Source organism: Acinetobacter sp. YH12235 (assembly GCF_013417705.1).
Classification (GTDB): Bacteria; Pseudomonadota; Gammaproteobacteria; order Pseudomonadales; family Moraxellaceae; genus Acinetobacter.
This window is the reverse complement of the sequence record NZ_VPDL01000021.1, coordinates 41,477-58,871: the sequence shown is the minus strand read 5'-3', so window position 1 is coordinate 58,871 and position 17,395 is coordinate 41,477. Positions and strand designations below refer to the sequence as shown.

The window sequence follows — 17,395 nt, the reverse complement described above, 5'->3', positions numbered from 1 at the left end:
GAATAATTCAAGTGAATTTGTTTGAAAGAAGAACTTTAAAAGCTTTATTTTCACCCGATAAAATACCCATAAAACAAGAGGAAGCTCATTTGAGCTTCCTCTTGTGAAAAATTGTGGGACAGCAATGGGCTTAAGGCCCCTTTTCTTCATCCTGAATCTTTAAATCAAGCTTCTGCCGGATTCGTCAATTCTGTCATTGGCCAACGTGGAGTTGTGGTCACAGCCAAACCATCTTGCTGTCCGGCTTTTAGACGTTGATAACCCGCAAAGGCAATCATCGCACCATTATCGGTACACAGCGCAGGTTCTGCATAGTACACGGTGGCTTTGATTTTCGCCAAGTCTGCTTCCAGGCGTTCACGTAAACGCTTGTTGGCACTTACACCACCAGCAATCACCAGACGTTTTAAGCCAGTCTGTTTCAATGCCTTCACTGATTTTTTAACAAGTGTATCGACAATGGCTTCCTGGAAGCTCGCAGCGATATCTGCATCACGTCTTTCTTCACCGAGTTTCTTCATTTGAACAGAAACTGCAGTTTTTAAACCACTGAATGAAAACTCCAAACCTTGATGCAGCATTGGACGTGGGAAAGCAAAGGCGTTCGGATCGCCCTGCTCAGCTAGTCTGGAAATATTCGGGCCGCCCGGATATGGCAGACCCATCATTTTCGCAACTTTATCAAATGCTTCACCCGCCGCATCATCAATCGATTCACCGAGTAATTCATATTGTCCAATGCCATAAGCGGCCATGAGCTGTGAGTGACCACCAGACACCAGTAATGCCACAAATGGAAATTCTGGTGGCGTTTTAGAAAGTAATGGTGCCAGCATATGACCTTCCATATGGTGCACACCAATTGCCGGTTTATTTAAGGCAAAGGCCAAAGTCCGACCAAACAGTGCGCCAGTCATTAACGCGCCCATCAGGCCCGGACCACGGGTATAGGCCACCGCATCAATTTCTGATTTTTTGATGCCACTTTGTTCAAGCAGTTCATTCAGTAAGGGAATGAGTTTACGCACATGGTCGCGCGAAGCCAGTTCTGGTACGACGCCGCCATATTCAGCATGCAGTTTAATCTGGCTGTACAGCACCTGTCCGCGCAAACCCAACTCGCTGTCATACAGCGCAAGTCCTGTTTCATCACACGACGTTTCCAAGCCTAAAACGATCATTAAACTGCCTATAACCTGTATCAAATCTATTGCAGCAACTATTATAGACTTGTGATATGAGATGTAAATGAGTAAAATACTGACCTTCACTTGTGATCGAGGGCAATTCGGCCCTGATCTTATCCATAACTTAATGAGGATTCTTCATGCCACAAGTTAAATTGAAAGAAGGCGAACCAGTAGACGTAGCTATCCGTCGTTTCAAACGCTCATGCGAAAAAGCGGGTGTTCTTGCTGACGTTCGTAAACGTGAATTCTACGAAAAACCAACTCAAGAACGTAAACGTAAAAAAGCTGCTGCTGTTAAACGCTACCAAAAGAAATTGGCGCGTGAATCAGTACGTACTACTCGCCTTTACTAAGATTAATTTGTGATTGACTGCTTGGAATAAATAATGACTACTTTAAAAAACCAGATTACTGACGTATTGAAAGCCACCATGCGTGCCAAAGATATGTCAAAGTTGACGGTCATTCGTAGTCTGCAAGCAGCAATTAAGCAAATCGAAGTCGATGAGCGTAAAGAACTTGACGATGCTCAAGTTCTTGCGGTCATTGAAAAGCAAATTAAACAACGTAAAGAATCGATCAAAGCCTTTGAAGGCGCTGGTCGAGATGATTTAGCTAGTAAGGAACAAGCCGAAGTTGAGGTTCTCTCTCAATTTCTACCAGAAGCTATGACTGAGGAAGAACTTGATTCCCTGATTGCGCAAATAATTGAAGCGCAACAAGCTACTAGCATGAAAGATATGGGTAAGGTGATGAATTCTCTGCGTCCGCTCATAGCCGGGCGCGCCGATCCTGCACAAGTTTCAGCAAAAATTAAAGCAAAACTTGCTTAATTCCCCCATTCTATTTCAAATCTAAATCTGCGTTGAACTGCCTCCATTCCGGACAGTTCTCAGCATTTTCTTATTTATTCTTACTGTAAATTACAATCCACATTATAACGTTTCAGCAACTGCATCTCTTTTGAAGATTTTACCTGCAGTATGACATCCTGCTTGCCTACATTTTGATACTGACGATCCAGATAAGCCCGGTTCTGGTCTGCCGCTTTATATAAACGATCCACATAGCGCTGCACAATCGCGCAAAACTGCTGATTCTGCGATGCGCTAAAACCCTGCTGCTGTGGATTTAAACCTTTTAAAAACTGGCGTGATTCTTTTTGATAATCAGCATTAATCTGCTCAACGGACTGTACGTATTCTGCTGCACTAGCCGCCAATACATTACCGCCGTACCCCAATATCAATAAACCCAATAATATTTTTTTCATAAAATAATTAAAATAGACAACTTAGCTTTGCCCGGATTGTAGCGTGATTTAGTGAACTTCGGCTATATCTACTGAAGCTAAAAATCATTAGAAAAATAGACTTAAATTTTAAACTGTCGCGTTTGCTGCATCTGTTTTAAACGCTGGCCAATCGTTGCCGATAAAGACTGATTGCCTTTGCTGATGCGTTGAGCATGTATTAAGGACTTAATCGCAGTTTCTTCATAGCCTGACCAGTACTCCACTTCAGCCCGATAACGCAAGACATTCGCGGCTTTTATCGATGAATCAGGTGCTGCATTCGCTGCCAGTTGCATTAATCTCCAGCCACTAACATCACGGGTATTGCTATTTAAAAAGCGCTGCACAATCGTTCTGGCCTGATCAGGCTGTTTAGCACGAATCAGGGTTTCAGCATATTTATAATTTAAAGCACGGTTCTCCGGCATGATCCGTGCGGCTGAACTAATGCTTTTTAGCGCATTATCCAGCTGATTTTGTCCCAGATAAATATCAGTTTGAAATAACACCTGCAAAGGATGCATGTTATTGTGCTTTTTGGCTTGATCCAGTGCGACTTGTGCCGCCTGAAAGTCTCCCTGCTGAAGCTGATAAGCCGTTAAAGCCAGCTGGCCAGGAAAATCATTGCGTTGCACCATCAAGTTGAGCTGTTGTTCAGTGGTCTGACGTGACAGTACCCGTGTATACCATTTAATGATTTCAAAATCCTGATCATTTAAATTACGCTTAACCGCAGGCAACTGATTGGCACGCAAACGCGCTTCACTCATACGCTCAGTAGTTAAAGGATGCGTCAGCCAGAAATCTGGCATAAAGCTTAAACGGCTAGTGGACCGATGCATCACTTCAAAGAAATCCGCCATACTGTGCGGACTGTATCCGGCAGCATACATATATTGCATTCCGATCCGGTCCGCCTCACGTTCCTGATTACGGCTATAAGTTAATTGCTGATCAAGTAGTGCTGCCTGAGAACCCATCATCACTGCTGCACCGGCATCACCATCTGCCTGTGAAGCGACTAATGCACCCACCAGAATCCCTGCTAGGGCCAACAGTCCTTGTCCTTTAAAGGTTTCTTGCGAACGACTGTAATGACGTTGTGTAACATGTGCAATTTCATGTGCCATCACCCCTGCCACTTCATCCGTATTTCGAGCAGAATTAATCAAACCCGCATTTAGGGCAAATAACCCACCGGGTACTGCAAAAGCATTAATTTGCGGATCATTGATTAGCATTAAACCAATCGGTTGCTGTAATTTGGTCTGACTGAGAATGTGGGAAAATACGGAAAGCAACTGATCTTCAAGCCATGGATTCTGAATCACAGGCATTTGTTTCTGGACTTGACGATAGACCTTTTCGCCGATCATTTGTTCTTTTTGCTGATCGATCAATCCGACGCCCGCACCAATATCCGGTACAGAAAATTGTGCAGCAGGCTGATTAAAATAATTATTATCACTATGTCCTGCCGTTGCACACAGACCTAACCCGCACGCCAATACCAAACGTTTCAATGAAAAATCTCTAAAATTCAGTTTCAACCTGTCTCGAATATAGCATCGAAAAATGAGCATTGATGCAGGAAAATGTTATTTAATATTACTTAGATGAACCAATCACTTGCGGATTCACCACATAGCGTGGCACCCGCCCTTCAAGTACATCAACCAGATTCTGATAAGCCAGCTCAGCCATTTTTCGACGTGTCGCCACTGTGGCCGAACCGACATGGGGCAAGGTAATGACATTATCCAGTTCAAATAATTCTGATTCTTTTAAAGGCTCTTTCTCATAAACATCCAGACCCGCAGCAAAGATTTGGTTGGCTTTTAAAGCTTCGATCAAAGCCTGCTCATCAATCACAGGCCCACGGGAGATATTTACCAGCACCGCATGTGGCTGCATCTGTGCCAGTTGTTCTGCTCCAATCAGTGCTTTTGACTCAGCATTTAAATCCACGGTAACCACCACGAAATCTGAGCGCTGCAAAAGCTCATTCAGAGAACAATACTGTGCACTGAGCCCTTGAGCCAATTCCGGTTTTTCATGGCGATTATGGTACAAGATATTCATATTGAAACCGTAAAATCCACGGCGTGCAACTGCTGCCCCAATATGCCCTAGCCCGATTATCCCCAGCGTTTTTCCGAAAATATCCATACCAAACTGTGCTTCACGTGTCGTGCGGTGCCATTGTCCCTGTTTGGTCCAGTGATCCAGATAAGCCACTTTGCGTGCAGCTGCCATTAACAGCGTAAATCCCAGATCTGCCGTGGTTTCAGTCAGGACATGGGGGGTATTGGTCAGATAGATATTTTTTTCATTCAGATAATCAACTTCATAGTTGTCATACCCTACACTGACACTAGAAATGATTTTAAGTCGGGTTGCTGGTGCCAGATTATCGCGATTGAGCAACCTTCCTGCCCCGATCATGCCATCGGCATCCCGCACATGTTCCAGCAACTGCTCATGCACATTGCCCAGTTTCGGCTGTAAAGTTACTACATTAAAATTTTGTTCGAGTTTTTTTTGGACATCCTGATCGATCTGGCTAAATACAATCACTTTTTGCTTCATATGTCCCTATTCCACATCAATATTATTCTGAGTTCGCTGGCCTGTTTTGCATAAATTGCCATAAGCGTTTTTTAAGTATGGGCTGATCCAGCATTTCCTGTAAAGATGCCAGTTGAATCATTTTATTATGTGTCACATGCGGAATAGAGCCAAGGGAAATGATATTTTTTTCCAGGCTCATCATGTCCAGAAAACCCTGAATATAAGATTCAACACCTCGGCCATCTTGTAGATTCATCCATGGAAATGGCCAGTTTAATTCATAAAATTCACTTTGCAGAGCACACTGGATATTGCTCCATAAATGCTGGGTTTGCTCGGTCATTTCTGTGGCATCGATGACAATCGTGCAATGTTCCAAGCTTAAAGCCTGCAAGTTGAATGGCGGAATATGCAGAATTTCCCGCTGTTCCTGAATTGATGCAACAATTACTGGTACTTCACTTTTAACTTCAGCTTTTGCTTCAACTGTAACAGGCTCAGGCGCAATTAAAGGAGCTTTTTCTACCGGAGCAATCTGAGTCGGTTGTGGCAGGATGATTTCGCTATGTAATTCTGCTGGGGCCTGATCACGCCAGATCGAAACCTGATGCTGCTGACATACGTCGCCCTTGGGAATCCAGATATCGATTCCTAATGTTGCCAGTATGTCACGCTGATGCCCAATCATCTTTTCTTCATCACCTATTTCAGGTTGAACATTTTAACGGGATTCGCTTTTCTTTGCCGAACTATTTCCAGCTTTTCACTCTCTTTCTTGAGTCATTTTAACTCAGAATAGAAATCAATTTATAAGATTACTTTTTTCTACTGCAAGTTGGCTTATAGATCAGTTCTTGAAAAACTGGAGTTAAATACATCTTATTAATTTAAAAATACTAGATAATCATCAAGCTGTTTTTCTTAAGCATTTGCTGGGTAATTTCATTGGATTCAAAACCCAAGCGCCAGTACAGAAGTTCCATTACATCCAGCTCATCCTGGGTCATGATCCGGTCGCTCCACAGGCAAACTTCTGCAATACCCAACATGCTCAAACGATCACGTAATAACAATCCTGCAATATCATTTAAAATCTCAGCCAAATCAATCGGCTCATCTGAGATTTCACTATACAGATCAAGTTCTCTTGGGCTAAGAATACGATTTAAAATCTTTTCCCGAACCTCTAGCTGATTATCGCTGTTAATCTGCTGCACATGCAGCAAGGCATCAATCAGACGTACAATCTGTGGTTTGACTTCATCTAAAGACGTCGGTGTATGCATCGGCAGCAAATTCAGTTCATACTTCACCCGTTCTAGCAATAAGGCATCCAGCAAACCGATTTCACCATCTTCCTGAATAATCCTTGCCAGCTTCATTAAAAACTGCCGTGCCACCGTGGTAGGCATTCCACCAATATTTTTACAGGCCTGCTGGAAAATCGAGATATGTACCCGTCCATCCAGATTTAATAATGAATCAATAATCGCACGACTGACCTCTGCCTCGGTTGGAATAAACTCACGATATTGCCGGATCATCAGAATCGCGACCATCACCTCACGTGAACCGGTCGAAGTTTGCAAAGCACGCTCAATCAGTTCCGGACGCGGCATATTGGCACGTAGTTCAGGATTCAATGGCTTGATGGCATCTTTAATGGCGAAGCTAATTGGAGACAAGCGTAACAAAGGCAAAGGCTGTGGGGATTCCCAGACTGCTGTGCTTTCAGGTACGACATCTTCCAATGAGCGGAACAGACTAAACAAAGGCTGGTTTTTTAATTTCTTCAGATTTTCAAGCTGCAGATCCTGAATCAAGGCAGGATTTAATTCATAAATACGCTGATTAATATTCGGATGAATATTCAACCAGTTCTGTGGACTTAAAGAATTGGCAAAACACATATGTGAAATGGATTCGGCATATTCACTATAGATCTGTGATCCTGAATGATGCACATGAATGCGCAATAAAGTCTGAATATTGGCATCATTCTGAATCAGGCGTCGGGTTTTCTGGTCATTTTTATAGGTACGTCCGCCCAATGAAATATATTTAATAAAACGTGTAATCAAAATACCCAAGCTGCCAATCAACCAGATGACTGCTCCGATTGAGACATAGAAGGTTTCAAACTTGTTTTCCCGAGGTACATCATTTCGATAAAACCCCAACTTCGCAATCTTGCTGCCCCACTGGCTAAAAGTGGTCAGACTGCTATATAGAATTTTCAGGCGGGTATTTTCAGCTGTTTCACCAGATAGAATCTTGTTAAATTCATGACTGAGCAAGCCATAAAGTTCAATTTCATCAAGAGTTTGTAATGCACCCCAAGTCAGAATAATAGCAGTATCACGTGGACTAAAACCCGCTGTTAATGCATTGACCCCCACTTCATTCGGCAGGACATACATAGCTGGCGGTTCAATCAGGAACGTATCTGCCAGTTGAGTATTGATCCGTAGTGCAGCACTTTCTTCCGGAATACTTTCCATTTGGTTCAGTCGACGCGCGCCCATTTGCTGGGCTAAAGAATAGCCGCCGGCACGAAACGTATAAAATTCATAGATGACCGAAATAATCATCAAGAACAAAACCAGTGCTACCAGATAAGGACTAAGGACATGCCACCATATCGACTGGCCAGGATCAGCATAGAAAACAAACAGGCCAACCACTGTATTGATAATCAGAACTGTTAATAGTATCGCAATCAGACAAAAGCTGGCTAGCAATAGCATATTCTTGTTTTTGACCAAAGCATATCCTACGCTTTTCAATCTACCACCCTAACTGATCTGGTCTTTCCTTGGGCTCATCATAAAACAAAAAAGCGGGAAATTCCCGCTTTTTCATCATGATTTTAATTGCTTAGACTTCGCGTACACCGGTCAGGTCAACTGATGCTGCATCAATATTCACATCAATAAAATTGTCGCCTTTTTTGGCGCCATCACTGCGTTTTTGCTCTAATTGATCGAGGTATTCAGCATTGATTCCACCTGCGACATACACACCATCAAATACAGAACAGTCAAATTCACGCAAATGAGGAACTTTTTTGGTACGTACTGCATCTTTCAGGTCTTCCAGATCTTGGAAAATCAGACGGTCAGCACCAATGATTTCACGGATTTCTTCTACACTGCGTTCAGAAGCGATCAGTTCAGATTTCGCCGGCATATCAATACCGTATACGTTTGGATATTTCACCATAGGTGCCGCAGAAGCGAAGAATACTTTTTTCGCACCCGCATCACGTGCCATCTGAATAATTTCATTACAAGTCGTACCACGCACAATCGAGTCATCGACCAGTAGAACGTTTTTGCCCTGGAACTCGAGCTCAACCGGGTTCAGTTTTTGACGTACTGATTTTTTACGCAGTTGCTGACCTGGCATAATGAAGGTACGACCGATATAACGGTTTTTCATGAAACCTTCACGGAATTTCACGCCTAGCATATTGGCTAATTCTAATGCCGAAGTACGCGAAGTATCCGGAATTGGAATCACCACATCGATGTCATGCTCATCGCCCCACTCGCGCAGGATTTTTTGTGCCAGTTTCTCACCCATTTTCAAACGGGCTTTATACACAGAGATCCCATCAATAGTTGCATCTGGACGAGCAAAGTACACATATTCAAAAATACATGGACGATATTCTGGATTCGCTGCACATTGCTGGGTAAAGAAGTTACCGTCAGAATCAATGAAAACTGCTTCACCTGGTTCGATATCACGTTCAACCTTAAAGCCTAGTGCCGTAATCGCTACAGATTCAGAAGCAATGATATATTCCATACCACTTTCTGTTTCGCGCGAACCGTAAATTAATGGACGGATACCGTTTGGATCACGGAAGCCTACCAGACCTTGACCGGTAATCATCGCAACAACGGCATATCCACCTTTACAACGCTCATGTACACGCGTTACAGCCTGAAAAATATCTTCAGAGGTAGGTACCAGCTTGCCACGTTTTTGTAATTCGTGCGCCAGTACGTTTAGTAGCACTTCTGAATCTGAATCAGTATTCATGTGACGCAGATCAGTTTTAAACAGGTCATCATGAATTTCTTCAGCATTGGTCAGGTTACCGTTATGCGCCAGCGTAATCCCATAAGGTGAGTTTACGTAGAATGGTTGCGCTTCGGCACTGCTTGAAGTACCCGCCGTTGGGTAACGCACATGACCAATACCATAATTACCCTGTAAAGCACGCATATGACGGGTATGGAATACATCACGGACCATACCGACATCTTTACGCAGGAACAGGCGGCCTTCCTGACAAGTCACAATCCCAGCTGCATCTTGTCCACGATGTTGTAACATCGTTAATGCATCAAACAACATTTGGTTAACAGGTGATTTACCAGCTATACCAACTACTCCACACATAGCAACCTCGCAGACAAGCTAGGATTAATAAAAAGGATTATTCGTTGACGCATCTGAACTCTTGGCCTTGGATGCCGGTTCAGATGAGGAATCTGAAGGTTTCTGTGCCCCTTCAGACTTGATATGTTGCAGGGCGCCATTTGCGGCTTCTTTGGAGAGCTCTGTTGCCCAAGGCGCATATGGCAATAAGACCTGTATAAATTTAGACTGCTTCCAGTGCGGCGAACTTTCGACCCACGGACCAATGCCCTGCATGGTAATCAGGACAATCAGCAAACCTTTCAGGCTGCCGAAAACACCCCCCGCAAGACGATTCAGCGGACCAAGTTTCAGGGTTTTTAAAATGCGGTTGAGCAGAAAGGTGACAATCCAGGTGAGTACCACAATCATCAGAACGATAAAGGCAAAGGCTGCAATCTTCTGTACCACTGGATCTGTACTGAGAGCAACCATTGAGGGCGCAAGTAGTGTTGAATATTTCGCCGCAATAATCAAGGCAAAAATCCATCCCACTAAGTTCGCAAAGGCTTTAATAAATCCTTGGCGCAAACCGTTGAGCCCTCCAATGAGCAAGATAATCAGTAGAAAGATATCAATGGCATTCATAGGACTTAAAGCGCGGCTACACAGTCTTTAACCAGTTCCGGCCCAGTATATATGAGGCCACTATAGACTTGTACAAGGCTTGCACCAGCTTTTTTCTTGGCCAGCGCATCCGCACCTGAAAGAATACCACCCACACCAATCAATGGAATTTGTCCCTTTAATTCCTCTGCAAATGCAGCCAGACATGCCGTGCTTTTCTCAAAGACTGGCGCGCCTGATAAACCGCCCGCTTCTTCTGCATGCTCCAGACCTTCCACACCTTCACGTGACAATGTGGTATTGGTCACGATCAGACCATCAATCTTGTATTGCAATAACTGCTTGGCAATAAAGGCAATATCTTCAGCTTCAAGATCCGGTGCAACTTTTAATACCAGAGGAACGTAATGCTGATGTTCCTGAGCCAGTTCCAGCTGACGATTCTTCAGCGTTTCCAGCAATTCAGTCAGTGCATCGCCACTTTGTAAACTGCGCAGGTTCTTGGTATTTGGAGAAGAAATATTAACGGTGATATAGGAAGCATAATTATAGACTTTTTCTAAACAAATAAGGTAATCATCTACTGCTTTTTCTACCGGAGTATCAGCGTTTTTACCGATATTGATTCCCAGTACACCTTTAAATTTTGCAGCTTTAACGTTTTCAATCAGTTTGTCCACACCATCATTATTAAAACCCATACGGTTAATAATCGCTTTGGCTTTCGGAAGACGGAATAAACGTGGATGAGGATTACCAGGTTGCGGGCGTGGAGTAATGGTACCAATTTCAATAAAACCAAAGCCTTGACTGGCCAAGGCATCAATATAGGCACCATTTTTATCTAACCCTGCTGCAAGACCGACCGGATTAGGAAATTCGATTCCCATACAGGTCACAGGTTTCACAGCAACATTTTGACGCATCATGCCCATTTTATGGGATGATTTTAATAGTGATAGTGTCAGCTCATGTGCACGCTCTGGTGCTAAAGAAAACAACAAAGGGCGGGCTAGAGAATACAACATATCTAGAAAAGTCTACTGCTTTTTAAGTCGGCATATTATAGGCATAGGCTGACAAAAAAACCATGCTTTGCAAATCTTTATTTTTACCAGTTATTGCACAGTCGCTGTTAATTTAATCTGCCCTGCTTCATTATTTAGTTCCATTTTCTCGATACTTAGCCCCATCTGCGCCAGCTGCGTCAGGAAGTTGGCCAGCACAGAATAATTTTCGTGAGACAGCATCAACTGAATTTTTCCATCCATTTGCTGTGATGCAACCGACAGCCCTTGTTGCTGGGCAATGCGTTGCACTTTTTCTGCTGCATCTAATTGCAAGTCTCCTGCCGGCTTCATGGTGACCGCATTGCTTTGCATCCAGACCAGCGTATCTTTTAGATCATTTAAACGTTTCTGCTGGGTATCTGCTGCCTGATGCATCGCCCAGAGTGCACTTGTAACAGCGGTCACCAACACAAAGATCGTGGTAAAGATCACCAGAATGCGTTCACGTGCTGACAAACGATCCAGATAATCGGTCAGTTTTTCAATTTGCAGATCCATGCGGTTCTGTAAGGTTTCAATAGCTTTCATTATTGTATTTTCACCAGTCCTACGGCGCCTGTTCCATTCGCCTGTATATTCCCCAATTCTACTTTAAAGCCCTGCTGCCCCAGTTGCTTGGTCAAAGTATTTAAACTTTCAGATGAATTGGACTGTAACTGCAGACTCAATCCAGACGGATCATAATTGACACGCTGTGCCACAATCTGGTTTTGCATCAACACCGGCCCGACTCGGCTAATGAGCTGCAAAGCCTGAGTATCCGCAGTCTGACTTTGACGAAGCTGGGCTTCAAACTGACTTTTAATATTCTGCTCAGTGACCGGATAATTTTGTCCGAACCAATATTTAAACTGGTCAATCGCCTGCATCGCAGTGGTATTGGCGACTTTTTTATATTGATACCAGCGCACCGCATCATAAGTAAACTGTAGTACTAAAATCCCAAGAAAAACCGCCGCACAGGCTTTCCAGTAACCGGAAACAGTATGATCCGATTTACCCTTTGGCAGGATATTAAATGGATGCTGTTTCGGTTTTTTTAGCATTGGCAACGTATATTGGAACGAGTTTAATTGTTCACGTGTTGCTACCGCTTCTAAACTGCTCATTTGTTCAGGGCTGAGATTGCTAACCTGATATTCCAGATCTTTAGACTGAAAATCCAGATAAAGGCTCAGATCATCCACTGACTGGCCGATATATTCAGCTTCACGTACCAGCAAATGCCCACCAATTTGTGCAATAACGCGCTGCTGCGCATGTTCAGGCACTGGCAAAACCAGAAAGTCTGGCAATAATGCAGCGAGTTTAACAGGAATCAAATTCAGGGCATGCTGCAAAGTTTCAACTGTAGAATTTGCAATCCCCAGAATACTGATCTGGTCAGGCTGCTGAAAATGATGCAGCACTTTCATGGTATCGACAGGCAGTACTACATATTCTTCTAACAGATATTTAATGCCATCATTGCCCATTTTTTTATATTGGCTCTTTGGCAAAGTCTGCTGCAAAATTTGCACATGACGACTTGGAAAAAAGACCGTCGCCTCTTCACCATGATAAGCCTGAATATCCTGAATCAGCTGCTCAAGTGTTGCAGCAGTGTTCCAGAACTCCCCCTTTGACCATTGCCAAACCCCATTGGCTTCCGGCATCCATAAATACAACATCGATTGTGTTCTACCGTTTTAATTGGTTTTTATACTGTTGGAATAAAGCTTTTAACTTGTGTTGATAAGCCTGGTGCAATCACGGCCTGATCATAAATACGTGCTTCTGATAAATGAAATGGATGAAAAGACTCAGTCACGAGAATGGAGGCAATATGCGCCACAACATTCATATGACAAACCACCGCAATGGACTCATACGGCAACTGCGATAACCATTCAACTGCAACTTTAGCATCATCATCAGGCTTGATGGTATTACAGATCACCACGGGCACATCTTTAAAATAGTGCTGTAAATGCGCCAGAGTTTCTTGCGCACGCAATAAAGGACTGACCACAAATACTTCCGGTTCGATGATGTCCTTTAAATACTGCGCTGTCTGTTCCGCCTGTTGATGCCCGCGCTCCGTTAAGGGACGTTTGCTATCATTCCCACTCACTGGTGGCGCGGCTTCGCCATGTCGCACTAAAGTCAGTTGCATCTTATTTCCCTATTTATTTGGTCGCCACGATCATCAGTCAGCATCATAATCATCGCTCTTCCTGTGTTATAGATCAGACTTGATGATGTGGCAAGACAAATTCGACATCACTGCGATGACCATTTTTCATCAAGGATAAAGCGATCGTCAGCGGCGGCGCTCCTTCAAAGATCACTTCATACAAAGCAGTTGTAATCGGCATATACACATCCAGCTCCTCTGAACGTGCTTTTACCTGCACAATCGTGTTAATCCCTTCCGCAGTTTGACCCAGTTCAGTCGTCGCCTGCTCTAAGGTTTTACCCTTACCTAATGCATAACCAACCTGATAGTTACGACTCAGCGGACTGTTACAGGTGGCAAAAAGATCACCTACACCTGAAAGCCCCAAGAAAGTTAGCGGATTTGCACCCAGCTTGACTGCAAACCGACTCATTTCCGCTAGAGCACGGGTCAGAATCATACTCTTGGTATTCTCACCAACATTATAGGCAGCCGCCATCCCCATCGCGACCGCATAAATATTTTTCAGCGCACCGCCCAGTTCTACGCCATGTACATCATCACTGGCAAAAACACGGAATAATGCACTATGGAGTGCCTGTTGCACTGCATAACGTACCAGTTCAGATTCACTGGCAATCACCGTACCTGCCGGCTGACCTGCGACAATTTCCTTGGCCAGGTTTGGACCAGACAACACACCATAAGGCACTTCCGGTAATTCTTCACGAATGATGTCACTCATAAAGCTGAAGGTATTGGCCTCAATCCCTTTTGTCAGGGAAATCACGGCTTGAGATGTGATAAAGGGCTTGATCTGCCGCAACACATCACGGAAAGAATGGCTTGGAATCGCGACTAGAATAATATCGCGATCACGAACAGCCTTCTCCAGATCGGACACAGCAAGCAGATTTTCTTCCAGCTTAAAATCCGGTAGATAGCGTTTATTGATATGTGTTGCATTAATATCTTCAGCTACTTCCGGATCACGAATCCAGATCATGGTATCGCAGCCATTTCGAACCGCGGTATTGGCCATTGCAGTACCAAAACTACCACCGCCTAAAACTGTAATTCTTAAAGCCGTATTCTGGTTGACCACTACCGGTTCAATCAAATCGGTAAAATTTAATTCTGACATCTTGTTTTCTAATATCCTGTGTCTTGAAATGCCTTAGTTTTGATTCCAATAACTTACATAATTCTGGGTCTGGATTTCAGCACGTGGTGCAATCGCTTTTGCCGCCGTACCGATATAGATAATGCCAGAAACCAGATCATCCTTACCAATGCCGAGCGACTGCTTGAAAAATTTTGATTCTACTACTGCGCCACTACGCCACATAGTTGAAAAACCTTGAGCCTGCAAAGACAGCAAGAAGTTTTGAATAGCGGCACCTGAACTCAAAATCTGCTCAAAATGTGGCACTTTCGGATGATCCTGCAAACGGGTTAATGCCAGTACCAGCAAAGGTGCACGAAAAGGATGATTCTTGACCCGTTCAATCTGAGCTGATTCAGTTTGACCCAGATCTATCAGTGCTCGCGATAACAGTTCACCAAATGCTTCACGTTGCGCATCCGGGATGATCACAAAAGTGGTAGGTTTTAACCGGTGATGATCCGGTGCTGTCAAAGCAGCTTTAAATGCCATTTCTAACTGTTCTGCATTCGGCGCAGGTGCCAGCAAATGTCCTATTGATTGACGTTGGTGAATATTTTGATGAACGATGTCGACCACAGATTCCGTCATTGCTTTATAGATCTATAACTTAAAAACTACGGTCAAGATTAGCATATTACACTAACAATACTCTAGAAACTTGCAAATACCTCTACCTTGAAAATATTTAAGGAAGATTACAATATTTTCCGTGGAATCAATAAAATGTCTCTTTCATTCACTTTTCTCTCATAGAGCAACATCAAAAATTGCCAAACTTATACAACAGCTCCTAATTCTGTGCTTTTTACTGTGTTTCAATATTCCCAGTTCTGTTTTCAAGCGAGATTTTATGATGAAAAAAACAATTGCGATCAGCGGATTAGCAGCTTCAGCTCTACTTTTAACTGCCTGTGCATCTAACCCGACTTCAGTAGCGGTTCAAAAGGAAAATAATCAGTTTGAAGTAACAGGATTAGGTAAAAACCAGTTAACCTCTAAAAATAATGCAGTGAATGCAGCCAGCAAAACATGTGGCTCTAAAGCAACTGCGATTATTCTGGATGAAAAAACTTCTTATAATGGTGCACTAAAAGGTGTAGTCGATGAACAGACCGGACAAATGATTCAGGCTGCTGCGACTGTATTAGGCAATATTGCCGGCACCAACACCGGATTGAACCAGAATGATGATTATCAGACTGTTTTAACGTTCCGCTGTGAAGCCAAATAAGCTTCAACATATGCAGTAATAAAAAACCGCTCTTAAAGAGCGGTTTTTTTGCAGTTTAGATTAGCAATAGCCTTCCAAACGGGTCAGCGGTAATTTTTGTCCAATCGCTTTTTCAATCTCTGGCAAATAGAACGCATCATCTTCCGCCAGGAAACTGATACTTACACCACGCGTTCCCGCACGACCAGTACGACCAATACGGTGTACGTAATCATCGGACTGTTCAGGTAAAGTGAAGTTAATCACATGAGATACGCCATCCACATGAATACCACGACCGGCAACGTCTGTCGCAATCATGATGTTATGTTTACCATTTTTGAACTGGTCTAACATTTTTAAGCGTTTGTCTTGGGCAATTTCACCTGACAGCATTACCACCTTATAACCATCACGTTTTAAATGATCATATAGCTTACGTACCTGATCACGACGGTTAGCGAAAATCATGACCTTTTCAATCGGCTCATCACGCAGAATGTCTTGCAGCAACTTATATTTGTCTGCTTTCGCCACCATATACACACGCTGTTCTACGTCGGCATTGGTTTTTTTCTCTGGCTCAATTTCGACAGTGACCGGTTCAAATAACCATTGCTGTGCCAGATTCAAGACATCATAGCTAAAAGTTGCAGAGAACATCAGCGTCTGACGCTGCTCTTTGCGTGGCGAGAAACGCACAATACGTTTTACTGATGGAATAAAACCCATATCCAGTAGACGGTCAGCTTCATCAATCACCAGGAATTCAATCTGATCCAGCCAGACTTCTTTTTGCTCGACAAAATCAATCAGACGCCCTGGAGTAGCAACCATGATATCGACTGGCGCTTTATCCAATTGAGCTTTCTGCTTGTCAAAATCTACACCACCCAGAAGTGTTACGACACTTAGATCCGTAAATTTAGTCAGCTCATGCGCGTCGCTTTCAATCTGTAATGCCAGCTCACGAGTCGGTGCCAGAATCAAAGCACGCGGTTCACCACGATAACGCTGTTCTTTTACCGGATTATTCAGCAAATCATTAATCACGCTAATCAGGAATGCGGCAGTTTTACCCGTACCCGTTTGTGCACGACCAATAGCATCATGTCCTGCCAAGGTGAATTTTAAAACCTTCTGCTGAATCGGCGTCATGGAAGTAAAGCCTAAAGCATCAATTGCCTTTTTCAGTTGGGGATGTAAATTTAAGGTTTCAAAACCAGATGACATAAAGCACTGCTCTAATTTGATAATCACTAAGATGGAATAGTATAAACAAAAAACGCCCCAATTTATATTGGGGCGTTTATTAGCTTAATCCGAAGATTAGTCTAATGGTTGAACTTCTTCAGCTTGGAAGCCTTTTTGGCCTTTAACTACACTGAATTCAACACGTTGGCCGTCACGAAGTGAACGGTGGCCTTCGCCTTGAATAGCACGGAAATGAACGAATACGTCATCACCGCCGTTGCGTTGAATAAAGCCGAAGCCTTTAGTGTCGTTGAACCATTTAACTACGCCTTGTTCACGAGCAGCTGTCATAAGTTAATCCTCATTGATACTAAAAAAAGGACCACCCGGTGTTGCAAACAGCAGAGCAAACAAGTTTGAAAATATTATTTTTAAGCTTGTAATCATTCTGTAAAACTATTAACAAAATCCCGGTTACATCCATTGTGTATAGGGCGAAAAACAATCAATTTGTTTATCTGAAATCCTAAATACGCAACGAG

The 17,395-nt window shown here is 43.3% G+C and carries 19 protein-coding genes; 3 read left to right on the top strand and 16 right to left on the bottom strand.

All coding sequences use genetic code 11. The annotated features are described in order from the left end of the window. Positions 1-164: 164 nt before the first annotated feature. Positions 165-1,181 carry a tRNA (adenosine(37)-N6)-threonylcarbamoyltransferase complex transferase subunit TsaD gene (tsaD, locus tag FTV13_RS11505; protein ID WP_004782431.1) on the bottom strand — a complete coding sequence of 339 codons (1,017 nt, stop codon included), beginning with the start codon at positions 1,179-1,181 and terminating at the stop codon, positions 165-167. A 146-nt stretch (positions 1,182-1,327) separates the two neighbouring features. On the opposite strand from tsaD, the gene rpsU reads away from it, so the two are divergent. Next, positions 1,328-1,543: a 30S ribosomal protein S21 gene (rpsU, locus tag FTV13_RS11500; RefSeq protein WP_001136722.1), complete on the top strand. Its 216-nt coding sequence runs from the start codon at positions 1,328-1,330 to the stop codon at positions 1,541-1,543. Positions 1,544-1,576: 33 nt separating this feature from the next. Continuing rightward, positions 1,577-2,023, top strand: coding sequence for a GatB/YqeY domain-containing protein (locus FTV13_RS11495; RefSeq protein ID WP_004782432.1), 447 nt, complete (start codon positions 1,577-1,579; stop codon positions 2,021-2,023). An 80-nt stretch (positions 2,024-2,103) separates the two neighbouring features. On the opposite strand, the gene FTV13_RS11490 is transcribed toward FTV13_RS11495, so the two are convergent. The 13 genes from FTV13_RS11490 to FTV13_RS11430 all read right to left on the bottom strand — a co-directional run bounded on the left by FTV13_RS11490 (position 2,104) and on the right by FTV13_RS11430 (position 15,037). Beyond that, positions 2,104-2,463, bottom strand: a complete 360-nt coding sequence (locus tag FTV13_RS11490; RefSeq protein WP_004782434.1) for a hypothetical protein — start codon at positions 2,461-2,463, stop codon at positions 2,104-2,106. Between the two features lie 101 nt (positions 2,464-2,564). Beyond that, complete coding sequence (locus FTV13_RS11485; protein ID WP_171521883.1) at positions 2,565-4,007, bottom strand: M48 family metalloprotease; 1,443 nt, start codon at positions 4,005-4,007, stop codon at positions 2,565-2,567. 85 nt (positions 4,008-4,092) lie between these two features. Then, positions 4,093-5,073, bottom strand: coding sequence for a D-glycerate dehydrogenase (locus FTV13_RS11480; RefSeq protein ID WP_004782439.1), 981 nt, complete (start codon positions 5,071-5,073; stop codon positions 4,093-4,095). A gap of 22 nt (positions 5,074-5,095) precedes the next feature. After that, complete coding sequence (locus tag FTV13_RS11475) at positions 5,096-5,743, bottom strand: hypothetical protein (protein ID WP_179992287.1); 648 nt, start codon at positions 5,741-5,743, stop codon at positions 5,096-5,098. Between the two features lie 208 nt (positions 5,744-5,951). Then, complete coding sequence (locus FTV13_RS11470) at positions 5,952-7,841, bottom strand: M48 family metalloprotease (RefSeq protein WP_171431267.1); 1,890 nt, start codon at positions 7,839-7,841, stop codon at positions 5,952-5,954. A 91-nt stretch (positions 7,842-7,932) separates the two neighbouring features. Continuing rightward, positions 7,933-9,468: an amidophosphoribosyltransferase gene (gene purF / locus FTV13_RS11465; RefSeq protein ID WP_179992286.1), complete on the bottom strand. Its 1,536-nt coding sequence runs from the start codon at positions 9,466-9,468 to the stop codon at positions 7,933-7,935. Between the two features lie 24 nt (positions 9,469-9,492). After that, a complete protein-coding gene (locus FTV13_RS11460) occupies positions 9,493-10,074 on the bottom strand; it encodes a CvpA family protein (RefSeq protein ID WP_005235088.1) in 582 nt (193 codons plus the stop codon). Positions 10,075-10,079: 5 nt separating this feature from the next. Then, positions 10,080-11,081, bottom strand: a complete 1,002-nt coding sequence (locus FTV13_RS11455; protein WP_005235085.1) for a quinone-dependent dihydroorotate dehydrogenase — start codon at positions 11,079-11,081, stop codon at positions 10,080-10,082. Between the two features lie 90 nt (positions 11,082-11,171). Further along, the gene (gspM, locus tag FTV13_RS11450; protein WP_180012095.1) at positions 11,172-11,651 is read right to left on the bottom strand and encodes a type II secretion system protein GspM; all 480 of its coding nucleotides are present in this window, start codon (positions 11,649-11,651) and stop codon (positions 11,172-11,174) included. Then, positions 11,651-12,793: a type II secretion system protein GspL gene (gene gspL, locus FTV13_RS11445; protein ID WP_166138419.1), complete on the bottom strand. Its 1,143-nt coding sequence runs from the start codon at positions 12,791-12,793 to the stop codon at positions 11,651-11,653. The genes gspM and gspL overlap by 1 nt, the downstream gene beginning before the upstream one ends. 29 nt (positions 12,794-12,822) lie before the next feature. Further along, positions 12,823-13,278: a phosphohistidine phosphatase SixA gene (sixA, locus tag FTV13_RS11440; protein WP_180012093.1), complete on the bottom strand. Its 456-nt coding sequence runs from the start codon at positions 13,276-13,278 to the stop codon at positions 12,823-12,825. Between the two features lie 73 nt (positions 13,279-13,351). Next, complete coding sequence (locus FTV13_RS11435; protein ID WP_180012091.1) at positions 13,352-14,425, bottom strand: NAD(P)H-dependent glycerol-3-phosphate dehydrogenase; 1,074 nt, start codon at positions 14,423-14,425, stop codon at positions 13,352-13,354. 33 nt (positions 14,426-14,458) lie between these two features. Continuing rightward, a complete protein-coding gene (locus FTV13_RS11430; RefSeq protein WP_180012089.1) occupies positions 14,459-15,037 on the bottom strand; it encodes a nitroreductase family protein in 579 nt (192 codons plus the stop codon). A 265-nt stretch (positions 15,038-15,302) separates the two neighbouring features. Here FTV13_RS11430 and FTV13_RS11425 point away from each other — a divergent pair, with 265 nt between their 5' ends. Then, positions 15,303-15,680 carry a hypothetical protein gene (locus FTV13_RS11425; protein ID WP_171505595.1) on the top strand — a complete coding sequence of 126 codons (378 nt, stop codon included), beginning with the start codon at positions 15,303-15,305 and terminating at the stop codon, positions 15,678-15,680. Between the two features lie 60 nt (positions 15,681-15,740). Here the strand turns inward: FTV13_RS11425 and rhlB are convergent, their stop codons facing one another. After that, positions 15,741-16,892, bottom strand: coding sequence for an ATP-dependent RNA helicase RhlB (rhlB, locus tag FTV13_RS11420; protein ID WP_004782458.1), 1,152 nt, complete (start codon positions 16,890-16,892; stop codon positions 15,741-15,743). A 96-nt stretch (positions 16,893-16,988) separates the two neighbouring features. Continuing rightward, on the bottom strand, positions 16,989-17,204 hold the full coding sequence (locus FTV13_RS11415) for a cold-shock protein (RefSeq protein WP_004782461.1): 216 nt from the start codon (positions 17,202-17,204) through the stop codon (positions 16,989-16,991). Positions 17,205-17,395: the final 191 nt, after the last annotated feature.

What these genes read in the sequence shown, in the direction of transcription:
- tsaD (WP_004782431.1), bottom strand. Translation starts at nt 1,181, where the DNA reads ATGATCGTTTTAGGCTTGGAAACGTCGTGTGATGAAACAGGACTTGCG.
- rpsU (WP_001136722.1), top strand. Translation starts at nt 1,328, where the DNA reads ATGCCACAAGTTAAATTGAAAGAAGGCGAACCAGTAGACGTAGCTATC.
- FTV13_RS11495 (WP_004782432.1), top strand. Translation starts at nt 1,577, where the DNA reads ATGACTACTTTAAAAAACCAGATTACTGACGTATTGAAAGCCACCATG.
- FTV13_RS11490 (WP_004782434.1), bottom strand. Translation starts at nt 2,463, where the DNA reads ATGAAAAAAATATTATTGGGTTTATTGATATTGGGGTACGGCGGTAAT.
- FTV13_RS11480 (WP_004782439.1), bottom strand. Translation starts at nt 5,073, where the DNA reads ATGAAGCAAAAAGTGATTGTATTTAGCCAGATCGATCAGGATGTCCAA.
- FTV13_RS11475 (WP_179992287.1), bottom strand. Translation starts at nt 5,743, where the DNA reads ATGATTGGGCATCAGCGTGACATACTGGCAACATTAGGAATCGATATC.
- purF (WP_179992286.1), bottom strand. Translation starts at nt 9,468, where the DNA reads ATGTGTGGAGTAGTTGGTATAGCTGGTAAATCACCTGTTAACCAAATG.
- FTV13_RS11460 (WP_005235088.1), bottom strand. Translation starts at nt 10,074, where the DNA reads ATGAATGCCATTGATATCTTTCTACTGATTATCTTGCTCATTGGAGGG.
- FTV13_RS11455 (WP_005235085.1), bottom strand. Translation starts at nt 11,081, where the DNA reads ATGTTGTATTCTCTAGCCCGCCCTTTGTTGTTTTCTTTAGCACCAGAG.
- gspM (WP_180012095.1), bottom strand. Translation starts at nt 11,651, where the DNA reads ATGAAAGCTATTGAAACCTTACAGAACCGCATGGATCTGCAAATTGAA.
- gspL (WP_166138419.1), bottom strand. Translation starts at nt 12,793, where the DNA reads ATGTTGTATTTATGGATGCCGGAAGCCAATGGGGTTTGGCAATGGTCA.
- sixA (WP_180012093.1), bottom strand. Translation starts at nt 13,278, where the DNA reads ATGCAACTGACTTTAGTGCGACATGGCGAAGCCGCGCCACCAGTGAGT.
- FTV13_RS11435 (WP_180012091.1), bottom strand. Translation starts at nt 14,425, where the DNA reads ATGTCAGAATTAAATTTTACCGATTTGATTGAACCGGTAGTGGTCAAC.
- FTV13_RS11430 (WP_180012089.1), bottom strand. Translation starts at nt 15,037, where the DNA reads ATGACGGAATCTGTGGTCGACATCGTTCATCAAAATATTCACCAACGT.
- FTV13_RS11425 (WP_171505595.1), top strand. Translation starts at nt 15,303, where the DNA reads ATGAAAAAAACAATTGCGATCAGCGGATTAGCAGCTTCAGCTCTACTT.
- rhlB (WP_004782458.1), bottom strand. Translation starts at nt 16,892, where the DNA reads ATGTCATCTGGTTTTGAAACCTTAAATTTACATCCCCAACTGAAAAAG.
- FTV13_RS11415 (WP_004782461.1), bottom strand. Translation starts at nt 17,204, where the DNA reads ATGACAGCTGCTCGTGAACAAGGCGTAGTTAAATGGTTCAACGACACT.